Below are 10,990 nucleotides of genomic sequence, written 5' to 3' on the forward strand. Positions count from 1 at the left end.
GCTACTTCACCTGTTCCTTGAGCTCGGGGCGGCCGGGCTGTTCGCCGCCGCGCTCCTTGATGTACGTCTCGGTGGGCACCATCACCTTGCGGCGGAACACGCAGACCAGCGTGCCGTCCTGCTTGTAGCCCTTCGTCTCCACGTAGACGATCCCGCGGTCGTTCTTCGACCGGGAGGGCGTCTTGTCGAGGACGGTCGTCTCGCCGTAGATCGTGTCGCCGTGGAAGGTCGGCGCGACGTGCTTCAGCGACTCGACCTCCAGGTTCGCGATCGCCTTGCCCGACACGTCCGGTACGGACATGCCGAGGAGCAGGGAGTAGATGTAGTTCCCCACGACGACGTTCTTGCCGAAGTCGGTCGTGTTCTCCGCATAGTTGGCGTCCATGTGGAGCGGGTGGTGGTTCATCGTGAGGAGACAGAACAGGTGGTCGTCGTACTCCGTGACCGTCTTCCCGGGCCAGTGCCGGTAGACGTCGCCGACTGTGAACTCTTCGTAGGTGCGGCCGAACTGCATGATCTTGCCCTCCGGGCTGGTATTCCCCCTGGGCTCCTTCGGGGCCTGGGGGATGAGGGTTTTGTGTGCCTTCCGAACTGCCTGGCCCGAGTCAGTCGGAGGGCGCTTCGAACGTGGACGTGCGCTGCATACCGGCCGCCCGGCCCTTGCCCGAGATGACCAGCGCCATCTTGCGGCTGGCCTCGTCGATCATCTCGTCGCCGATCATCGCGGAGCCCTTCTTGCCGCCCGCCTCGGACGTGTAGTACTCGTACGCGTCCAGGATCAGCTCGGCGTGGTCGAAGTCCTCCTGCGAGGGCGAGAAGATCTCGTTGGACGCCTCGACCTGGCCCGGGTGCAGCACCCACTTGCCGTCGAAACCGAGCGCGGCGGCGCGTCGGGCGACCTCGCGGTAGCCGTCGACGTTGCGGATCTGCAGGTAGGGGCCGTCGATCGCCTGGAGGTTGTTGGCGCGGGCGGCCATCAGGATCTTCATCAGGATGTAGTGGTAGGCGTCCGCCGGGTAGCCGGGCGGCTGCTCGCCCACGACCAGGGACTTCATGTTGATCGACGCCATGAAGTCGGCCGGGCCGAAGATGATCGTCTCGACGCGCGGGGAGGCCGTCGCGATCTCGTTGACGTTGTTGAGGCCCTGCGCGTTCTCGATCTGCGCCTCGATGCCGATCTTCCCGACCTCGAAACCCATCGTCTTCTCGATCTGCGTCAGCAGGAGGTCGAGGGCGACGACCTGCTGGGCCGTCTGCACCTTGGGCAGCATGATGCAGTCAAGGTTCTGGCCGGCTCCCTCGACGACGGTCACGACATCGCGGTACGTCCACTCCGTCGTCCAGTCATTGACGCGCACGACCCTCGTCTTGCCCGTCCAGTCGCCCTCGTTGAGGAACTTGACGATGGTGTGCCGCGCCTCGGGCTTGGCGAGCGGGGCGCATGCGTCCTCCAGGTCCAGGAAGACCTGGTCGGCCGGCAGGCCCTGGGCCTTCTCCAGGAAGCGGGGGTTGCTTCCCGGGACCGCCAGACAGGAGCGGCGGGGACGCAGACGGTTGACGGTCATGCGAGGACCTCCAGGGGGTCGAGCTTGTGCGCTTTGCGGATCTCGTCGACGATACGGCCGATGATCCCGGTGATGTCGAAGTCCTTCGGGGTGAAGACCGCGGCCACTCCCGCGGCCCTGAGCAGCTCGGCGTCGGCGTTCGGGATGATCCCGCCGGCGATCACCGGGATGTCGGCCGCGCCGGCCTCGCGCAGCCGTTCCAGGACGTCCGGCACGAGCTGGGCGTGCGAGCCGGACAGGATGGAGAGACCGACGCCGTGCACGTCCTCGGCGACGGCCGCGGCCACGATCTCCTCAGGTGTGAGCCGGATGCCCTGGTAGACGACCTCGAACCCGGCGTCACGGGCCCGTACGGCGATCTGCTCGGCGCCGTTGGAGTGCCCGTCCAGGCCGGGCTTGCCCACCAGGAAGCGGAGCTTGCCGACGCCCATCTCCTTCGCCGTGGCGTCCACCTTGCGGCGGACCAGCGCGAGGGCGGTGCCCTCCTCGGCGGTCACCGCGACCGGCGCGGACGAGACACCGGTCGGCGCCCGGAACTCCCCGAACACCTCGCGCAGGGCCCCGGCCCACTCGCCGGTCGTGACCCCGGCGCGGGCGCACTCCAGGGTGGCCTCCATGAGGTTGTCGGTGCCCTTCGCGGCCTCCTTCAGCCGCTCCAGCGCCTTGCAGGGGCGCGGGTGGTTGAACGGCGGCTGGTACCGCGTGTCGCGCCAGGCCTGGAGCGCCGACGTCACCCGGGCCTCGACGGCCGGATCGACGGTCTGGATCGCCGCGTCCAGGTCGGCCGTGAGCGGGTTCGGCTCGGTCGACTCGAAGATGTTGACGCCCACGATCTTCTCTTGACCGGACTCGATACGGGCCCGCCGCTCGGCGTGGGACGCCACGAGCTGCGACTTCAGGTAGCCCGACTCGACGGCGGCCATCGCGCCGCCCATCTCCTGGATGCGGTCGATCTCGGCGAGCGACTCCTCGACCAGCTCGGCCACCTTCGCCTCGACCACGTGCGACCCCGCGAAGATGTCCTCGTACTCCAGCAGATCGCTCTCGTAGGCGAGCACCTGCTGCATCCGCAGCGACCACTGCTGGTCCCAGGGCCGGGGGAGACCCAGCGCCTCGTTCCACGCCGGGAGCTGGACGGCACGCGCGCGTGCGTCCTTCGACAGCGTCACGGCCAGCATCTCCAGCACGATCCGCTGGATGTTGTTCTCCGGCTGCGCCTCGGTCAGCCCGAGGGAGTTGACCTGCACGCCGTACCGGAAGCGCCGCTGCTTGGGGTTCTCGATGCCGTACCGCTCGCGCGTGATCTGGTCCCAGATCCGCCCGAACGCCCGCATCTTGCACATCTCCTCGACGAATCGGACGCCCGCGTTCACGAAGAAGGAGATACGGGCGACGACGTCACCGAACTTCTCGGCGGGCACCTGCCCCGAGTCCCGTACGGCGTCCAGGACCGCGATGGCCGTCGACATGGCGTACGAGATCTCCTGGACCGGGGTCGCCCCCGCCTCCTGGAGGTGATAGCTGCAGATGTTGATCGGGTTCCACTTGGGGATGTGGTTGACCGTGTAGCAGATCATGTCCGTCGTCAGCCGGAGCGAGGGCACCGGCGGGAACACATGCGTGCCCCGGGACAGGTACTCCTTGACGATGTCGTTCTGGGTCGTCCCCTGGAGCGTGGTGATGTCGACACCCTGCTCCTCGGCGACGACCTGGTAGAGCGCCAGCAGCCACATGGCGGTGGCGTTGATCGTCATCGAGGTGTTCATCTGGTCCAGGGGGATGTCCTGGAACAGCCGGCGCATGTCACCGACGTGCGAGACGGGCACGCCGACCCGGCCGACCTCGCCGCGGGCGAGGATGTGGTCGGGGTCGTACCCGGTCTGTGTCGGCAGGTCGAAGGCCACCGACAGACCTGTCTGGCCCTTGGCGAGGTTGCGCCGGTACAGCTCGTTGGACGCCTCTGCCGTGGAGTGACCGGCGTACGTGCGCATGAGCCACGGCCGGTCTTTCTGACGCTCAGTCATCGATGACCTCAGGCCCTCAGACGTTCCGGAAGCGGTTGATGGCGTCGATGTGCTGGGCGCGCTTCTCCGCGTCGCGCACACCGAGGCCTTCCTCGGGGGCCAGGCACAGGACGCCGACCTTGCCCTGGTGGAGGTTGCGGTGGACGTCGTAGGCGGCCTGCCCGGTGTCCTCCAGGGAGTACACCTTGGAGAGCGTCGGGTGGATCTTGCCCTTGGCGACCAGCCGGTTGGCCTCCCAGGCCTCGCGGTAGTTGGCGAAGTGCGAGCCGATGATCTTCTTCAGGGACATCCACAGGTACCGGTTGTCGTACTCGTGGTTGTAGCCCGAGGTGGAGGCACAGGTGACGATCGTGCCGCCCTTGCGCGTGACGTAGACGGACGCGCCGAAGGTCTCGCGGCCGGGGTGCTCGAAGACGATGTCGACGTCCTCGCCGCCGGTCAGCTCACGGATGCGCTTGCCGAACCGCTTCCACTCGCGCGGGTCCTGGTTGTGCTCGTCCGCCCAGAACTTGTAGCCCTCGGCGTTGCGGTCGATGATCGCGTCGGCGCCCATCTTCCGGCAGATGTCCGCCTTCTGCTCGCTGGAGACGACACAGATGGGGTTGGCGCCGCCGGCCAGCGCGAACTGCGTGGCGTACGAGCCCAGTCCGCCGCTCGCTCCCCAGATCAGGACGTTGTCGCCCTGCTTCATCCCGGCGCCGTTGCGCGACACCAGCTGGCGGTACGCGGTGGAGTTGACCAGCCCCGGCGCGGCGGCCTCCTCCCAGCTCAGGTGGTCCGGCTTGGGCATCAGCTGGTTGGACTTGACGAGGGCGATCTCTGCCAGCCCGCCGAAGTTCGTCTCGAAGCCCCAGATGCGCTGCTCGGGGTCGAGCATCGTGTCGTTGTGCCCGTCGGAGGACTCCAGCTCGACGCTCAGGCAGTGCGCGACGACCTCGTCACCGGGCTTCCAGGCGTTGACACCGGGACCGGTCTGCAGGACGACGCCCGCGAGGTCGGAACCGATGATGTGGTACGGCAGATCGTGGCGCTTGGTCAGCTCGCTGAGCTTTCCGTAGCGCTCCAGGAAGCCGAAGGTCGCCATCGGCTCGAAGATCGACGTCCACACCGAGTTGTAGTTGACCGAGGAGGCCATGACGGCCACCAGGGCCTCGCCCGGGCCGAGTTCCGGCACCGGAACATCGTCCAGGTGCAGCGACTTGCGGGGGTCCTTGTCGCGGGTTTCGAGGCCCGCGAACATGTCCGTCTCGTCCTTGCGCACGGTGATCGCACGGTAGGACTCGGGGAGCCGCAGAGCGGCGAAGTCCGCCGGAGTCGAGTCCGGCGACTGGATCGCGTCCAGGATGTCCTTAACGGTCACGGTTTTGCCTCCGGCGAATGGCGTCTTGAGGGGAGACGCTGAGGGTTACGTCGGTGCTGCTGAGGGTTTGGGTCAGACGTGCCGTCGGTTCGGCGGTGGTGCTTTCGGCAGCGCGTGGTGGCGCGGGAGGTTGCCTGTGACGCAGGCGTCCGGGCGCGCAAGCACGTGGTTTGCGGGGACAGCCGACGTACGAATGGTCTCTGCACGCCGGCCGCCCGGACAACTTCACGGTATGGCACGCCGTGACAGGTAGCAAGGCACTGGGTGCCAGAAATTGGCCTCATCTGAAATCTTTACGTAACAAATGAGCGATGATCGATCAAAGGCTACTGTCGAGTAGCCCTCGCGGAACACAGAGCGGAACACAGAAGAGGCGGGCCGCAGCACCCGCGACCCGCCTGTTCCCTCGTACGCCGCTCCGTTACGAGCGTTCCTTCAGCGCCTGTTCGATGGTCCGCATCACCTCGTCGAGCGGCGCGTCGGTCCGTGCCACCGCCACCAGTACCTCCCCCTGGGAGGTCACCGAGGCCGGCGCCGTCCGGGGCGCGGTGTCGCGCCCGGCCACCATGCCCGTGACGAAGGTCTTCCGTACGATCCCGAAGGCGTGGTCGAGCTGTGTCTCGACGTCGCCCTGGCCGCCCGCCCGCAGCCAGCGCCGCAGGACGTGGTTGTGGGCGGTGACCACGGCCGACGCGGCGACCTCGGCCAGCAGCGGATCGTCGTTCGCGTCGTCGTCGTGGGCGTGCTCGTCGAAGTGGCCCAGGAGATAGCGGGTGAAGAGGCGTTCGTAGCGGGCGACCGACGCGATCTCCGCCTCCCGCAGGGTGGGGACCTCGCGCGTCAGCTTGTAGCGGGCGACCGAGATCTCCGGCCGGCCCGCGTACATCTTCATGACTTCCTTGATGCCGCGGCACACGGTGTCGAGCGGATGCTCGTGCGCCGGCGCCGCGTTGAGCACCGCCTCGGCCCGGATCAACGTGTCGTCGTGGTCCGGGAAGATCGCCTCTTCCTTCGAACGGAAGTGACGGAAGAACGTACGGCGGGCCACGCCGGCCCGGGCCGCGATCTCGTCGACGGTGGTGCCTTCGTAGCCCTTGGCCGAGAACAGCTCCATCGCCGCGGCCGCCAGTTCTCGGCGCATCTTGAGCCGCTGGGCGGCGGCGCGACTGCCCGCGGCACTCTCCGGCGCGTCGGGCGTGGCTGTCGTACGGGAGGACTTGGCGGGCGAGGACATGACCCGAACGTACTGCATGTGCGCAGGGTGGCGCGCACGTCCGGGATCACCCCCGCCCTGGGCGGGCGGGGGTGCGGAGGGCGGGTCGAGCAGGCCGCCCCAGTCGTCGTCGTGTTCGAAGGCGCGTCCGGGGTCGCGTCCGAGCCAGTCGCCGGGCCGGTCAGCGGCGGGCATATTCGCGGAAGCCGCGGCCGGTCTTGCGGCCGAGGCAGCCCGCGGCCACCAGGTGCTCCAGAAGCGGTGCGGGGGCGAGGCCCGGGTCGCGGAACTCGCGGTGCAGGACCTTCTCGATGGCCAGGGAGACATCCAGCCCGACCACGTCCAGCAGTTCGAACGGGCCCATCGGGTAGCCGCCGCCCAGCTTCATCGCCGCGTCAATGTCGTCAAGAGATGCATAGTGCTCCTGCACCATCTTGATCGCGTTGTTGAGGTATGGGAAAAGCAATGCGTTGACGATGAATCCGGCTCGGTCACCACAGTCGACTGCATGCTTCTTGATCTTGACGCAGACCTCGCGAACTGTTGAGTGGACGTCGTCGGCCGTCAACACCGTACGGACGACCTCGACGAGCTTCATCGCCGGCGCCGGGTTGAAGAAGTGCATGCCGATCACGTCCTGCGGACGCGAGGTGGCACGGGCGCAGGCGATGACGGGGAGCGAGGAGGTGGTGGTGGCCAGCACCGCGCCCGGCTTGCAGACCTTGTCCAGCGTCGCGAACAGCTGCTGCTTGACCTCCAGGTCCTCGGCGACGGCCTCGACGGCCAGATCGACGTCCGCGAAGGCGTCGTACGAGCCCGCCGCGGTGATCCGGTCGAGCGTCTGTGCGGCGGCCTCGGCCGTCAGGCGGCCCTTGTCGACGGAGCGGGCGAGCGACTTGCCGATCCTGGCCTTCGCGGTCTGCGCCTTCTCCTCGCTGCGGGCGGCCAGGACCACCTCGTAACCGGCCTTCGCGAAGACCTCGGCGATACCGGAGGCCATCGTGCCGGAGCCCGCGACACCGACGGAGCGGACGGCGCGGCCGGGGGTCTCCGGAGCGCCGGCGAGCGGGGTCAGCGCGTCCGCCACGACCGTCGCGCTGCCGGGTGCCTCGTACGAGTAGAAGCCGCGTCCCGACTTCCGGCCGGTCAGGCCCGCCTCGCTGAACTGCTTGAGGATGGGCGCCGGGGCGTGCAGCCGGTCGTGGGACTCGGAGTACATGGCCTCCAGCACCGTACGGGCCGTGTCGATGCCGATCAGGTCGAGCAGGGCGAGCGGGCCCATGGGCAGACCGCAGCCGAGCCGCATCGCCGCGTCGATGTCCTCCCGGGAGGCGTACTTCGCCTCGTACATCGCGGCGGCCTGGTTGAGGTAGCCGAACAGCAGCCCGTCGGCGACGAATCCGGGGCGGTCGCCGACCGCGACAGGCTCCTTGCCGAGCTCGATCGCCAGATCGGTGACCGCGGTGACGGCCTGCGGCGCGGTCAGCACCGACGAGACCACCTCGACCAGCTTCATCGCCGGGGCCGGGTTGAAGAAGTGCAGACCCAGGACGCGCTCGGGACGCGCCGAGTCGGCGGCGAGACGGGTGACGGAGAGGGCGTTGGTGCCGGTCGCGAGGATCGTCTCCGGGCGCACGATGTCGTCGAGGGCGCGGAAGATCTGGTGCTTGATCTCGTACGACTCCGGCGCCACCTCGATGACCAGGTCGGCGTCGGCCGCCTCGCGCAGATCGGTGGAGGTGCGGAAGCGGGCGAGGAGTTCCTCGCGCTCCTGTTCGGTGAGGCGTCCGCGCACCACGGCACGGGCGGTCGAGGACTCCAGGGCGGCGACGGCCCTCGCGGCCGTGGCCTCGCTGATGTCGATCCCGACGACCTCGCGGCCGGCGCGGGTGAGGACCTCGGTGATGCCGGTGCCCATCGTGCCGAGGCCGATCACGGCGACGGTCCTGAGCGAGGACGGAGAGGTGTGGGACAGGGGAGTGGCCATCGCGGGACTCCAGAAATGAGGGTGGTGACGACTGGGAGCACGCAGAGTGCGCCGAGGGGCGCACCGGGTGCGAGAAGGAGTGCGGGTGTTGCCGGGCTGTGAGCGCACACGCCCGGGGGGAACGGTGGATCCGGCTGGCTCTGTCCCAAAGCCGTGCCGTACTGCGGTACTTGAGGTACCGAACCGACCAGCACTCACGACGGCTGCGTCACCAGGCCGCCATAAGCAATCAATGCGAGTGGGTAACTCGCTCGTCTGAGCTTAACCGGTGAGTAACGAGCGCGCCAGCCCTCGAGTTTGTGATGTACGTCCCGGGTATTGGCCCGCGCCCCCTAGGCTCGGAGTATGGACGAAGAGTTGCGAACGCTCACGGAGCGCTTACGGCAGGAGTCCGGGGTGCCCGCCGCGTACGTACGCCTCGTGGCGACCGACGACCTCGACGAACTGGCGGACGTGCTCACCGCCTCCGGACAGCCGCTGTGGGCCAGGGAGTTGGCCGCCTTCCGGCTGGGACTCGCGGGGGACCGGCGTGCCTTCGAGGCACTCGTCCTCCTCCTCAACCACCGTGACCCGCAGCGCTGCGCCTCCGCCGCGTACGCCCTGGCCCGCCTCGGCGACCCGCGCACCGCCCGCGCGGCAGCCACCCTCGCGACCAACGAACTGCGCGTCGCCTACGCCCTGTACCCGGTCCGGCTGCTGGCCCAGCTGCGCGCCCCGGAGTCCGCCCCCGCCCTGATCACCACGCTGGCGCGGCGCCTGAAACCGCGCGACCCCTACCGTCGGGTGGCGCTCGCCTGTGTGGAGGGGCTGGGCACGCTGGGGGACGTACGCGCGGCACCGGTGCTGAACGAGGCCCTCGCGCACCCGGCCCTCGCCGAGGCGGCGGTGCACGCGCTGGCGCGCATTCCGAAGCAGAGGCCGCAGAGGCAGCAGAGGTGAGCTGTCAGACGAGCAGTTCTCGCACGTACCGCACCTCCGGTACCGCGACCCCGTCCACGTCGGAGGGCTCCTCGCCGCCGTCGGCCGCGAAGCCCGCCCGCTCGTAGAACCGTCGCGCGCGGTCGTTGCCCTTGAGGACCCACAGGAGCATGCGCGGGTGCCGGGCCTCGGCGCACCTCCGTACCGACTCCCGCAGGAGCGCCTGCCCGACCCCGGTGCCGAACTGCTCGACGTCCACGTAGATCGCGTACAACTCGGCGTCCTCGGTGCGGAATTCACCGTCACGGTAGGGGCCGTGACAGGCCCAGCCGACTACCTCGCCGTCCTGTTCCGCGACCAGGTTGACGATCTCCGAGCCGGCCCGCACGAAGAACGTACGCCGGCGTTCGGCGTCCTGCGCGGCGCTGAGGGCGTCCAGGTACGGCTGGGGCATCAGGCCCCGGTAGGCGTGCTGCCAGCCCCGGATGCGGATCTCGGAGACGCGGTCGCAGTCGTCGAGGGTCATCTCACGGACGAGGACGATGTCGTTCATGGCGGCACCCTAGGCGGGGGCGGGTGCCGGGGGCGACCTGATTCGGGGGCGCCGGCCGGTCCGGCCGACGCCCCCGACGGGCCGTCACTTCCTGCCCGGTCCGCCAGGTGGGCTCAGCCGCGGAAGCCGAGCAGTCCGTGCAGGGTCGAGCCCCGTGACTGCGGGGCGCTGGACGCCTCCGCGGCCGGCAGCGGCTCGGGGTCGGGCAGTGCCGCGCACACCGCGTCGGCCTCGCCGTGACCGCGAGGCACCGTGCCGTCGGTCAGATACGCCGCCAGGTACTCGTCCAGGCAGGCGTTCCCGCTCAGCGAGATGCCGTGGTTCCCGCCGCCCTCCTCGACCACCAGGCTGGAGCCGCCCAGAAGCCGGTGGACCATCGCGCCGCCCTCGTACGGGGTGGCCGCGTCGTCCGTCGCCTGGAACAGCAGCACCGGAGGCAGCTTGCCGTTGGCGACGTTCACCGGGTGCAGCGACTTGGTGGGCCAGAAGGCGCACGGCGCGTTGTACCAGGCGTTGCTCCAGGTCATGAACGGCGCCTTCTCGTACACCCGCCAGTTGTCCTGGCGCCACTCGTTCCAGTCGCGCGGCCAGGACGCGTCACGGCACTGCACCGACGTGTAGACGCTGTAGCCGTTGTCCCCGGCGGCGTCGACGGCCGCGAAGTTCTCGTACGTCTCGACCAGCGGGTCTGCGTTCTTGTCGTTCACGTACGCCGAGAACGCTTCCGCGAGATAGGGCCAGTAGCCGTTGTAGTAGCCCCCGGGCAGAAATGTGTCCTCCAGCTCGGAGGCGCCCACCTTGCCGCCCGCCGGCTTCTTGGCCAGCGCCGCCCGCATCGCGTACCACTTGGCCTCGATCTCCTCGGGATCGGTGCCGAGCCCGTACGTGGCGTCGTACTTGGCGATCCACGCCATCAGGGCGCGGTGACGGTCGTTGAAGGCGTGGTCCTGGCCGAGGTTGTCCTCGTACCAGACGCCCGTCGGGTCGACGATCGAGTCCAGGACCAGCCGCCGGACCCGCTCCGGGTACAACTTCCCGTAGACGGCGCCCAGATAGGTCCCGTACGAGTAGCCGAAGTAGTTGATCTTCGGTGCCCCGAGCGCCTGCCGGATCGAGTCCATGTCACGCACGGCGCTCACGGTGTCGATGTACGGCAGCAGGTCCGCGTACTTCTTGCCGCAGGCGTCCGCGAAGGACTTGGCGCGGTCGAGGTTCGCGCGCTCGATCGCGGGGGTGCTCGGCACGGAGTCCGGGCGTACGGGGTTGAAGTAACCCGGCTTGGTGTGTCCTGAACATGAAAGGGAGTTGGTTGTAGGGCAGCTTCTGGAAATGATGCTGTGCGGGAGATGAAGGTTTTGGCCCTTCGGAGT

At 68.8% G+C, this 10,990-nt stretch carries 9 protein-coding genes; 1 reads left to right on the forward strand and 8 read right to left on the reverse strand.

The window, feature by feature from the left end; all coding sequences use genetic code 11:
- Position 1 precedes the first annotated feature (1 nt).
- The 6 genes from ACH4TV_RS44445 to ACH4TV_RS44470 all read right to left on the reverse strand — a co-directional run bounded on the left by ACH4TV_RS44445 (position 2) and on the right by ACH4TV_RS44470 (position 8,149).
- On the reverse strand, positions 2-514 hold the full coding sequence (locus ACH4TV_RS44445) for a MaoC family dehydratase (protein WP_398407132.1): 513 nt from the start codon (positions 512-514) through the stop codon (positions 2-4).
- Positions 515-605: 91 nt separating this feature from the next.
- Positions 606-1,565 carry an HpcH/HpaI aldolase/citrate lyase family protein gene (locus ACH4TV_RS44450; RefSeq protein ID WP_398407133.1) on the reverse strand — a complete coding sequence of 320 codons (960 nt, stop codon included), beginning with the start codon at positions 1,563-1,565 and terminating at the stop codon, positions 606-608.
- Positions 1,562-3,589, reverse strand: coding sequence for a protein meaA (locus ACH4TV_RS44455; RefSeq protein ID WP_398407134.1), 2,028 nt, complete (start codon positions 3,587-3,589; stop codon positions 1,562-1,564). Before ACH4TV_RS44455 ends, ACH4TV_RS44450 begins: the two co-directional genes overlap by 4 nt.
- A gap of 16 nt (positions 3,590-3,605) precedes the next feature.
- The gene (gene ccrA, locus ACH4TV_RS44460) at positions 3,606-4,949 is read right to left on the reverse strand and encodes a crotonyl-CoA carboxylase/reductase (RefSeq protein ID WP_398407135.1); all 1,344 of its coding nucleotides are present in this window, start codon (positions 4,947-4,949) and stop codon (positions 3,606-3,608) included.
- A gap of 421 nt (positions 4,950-5,370) precedes the next feature.
- Entirely contained in the window at positions 5,371-6,183 is an 813-nt protein-coding gene (locus tag ACH4TV_RS44465) for a TetR/AcrR family transcriptional regulator (RefSeq protein ID WP_398407144.1), read from the reverse strand.
- Between the two features lie 160 nt (positions 6,184-6,343).
- On the reverse strand, positions 6,344-8,149 hold the full coding sequence (locus ACH4TV_RS44470) for a 3-hydroxyacyl-CoA dehydrogenase family protein (protein WP_398407137.1): 1,806 nt from the start codon (positions 8,147-8,149) through the stop codon (positions 6,344-6,346).
- A 345-nt stretch (positions 8,150-8,494) separates the two neighbouring features.
- On the opposite strand from ACH4TV_RS44470, the gene ACH4TV_RS44475 reads away from it, so the two are divergent.
- Positions 8,495-9,088: an adenylosuccinate lyase gene (locus ACH4TV_RS44475; RefSeq protein ID WP_398407139.1), complete on the forward strand. Its 594-nt coding sequence runs from the start codon at positions 8,495-8,497 to the stop codon at positions 9,086-9,088.
- Between the two features lie 4 nt (positions 9,089-9,092).
- Here ACH4TV_RS44475 and ACH4TV_RS44480 read toward each other — a convergent pair whose 3' ends face one another.
- On the reverse strand, positions 9,093-9,620 hold the full coding sequence (locus tag ACH4TV_RS44480; protein ID WP_398407140.1) for a GNAT family N-acetyltransferase: 528 nt from the start codon (positions 9,618-9,620) through the stop codon (positions 9,093-9,095).
- 113 nt (positions 9,621-9,733) lie between these two features.
- Positions 9,734-10,990 (reverse strand): alpha/beta hydrolase (locus tag ACH4TV_RS44485; RefSeq protein WP_398407141.1); only part of this gene is annotated, 1,257 nt, incomplete at its 5' end.

Origin of the sequence: Streptomyces sp. NPDC020898, from assembly GCF_044333925.1 — a bacterium.
In the GTDB taxonomy this organism is placed as follows: domain Bacteria; phylum Actinomycetota; class Actinomycetes; order Streptomycetales; family Streptomycetaceae; genus Streptomyces.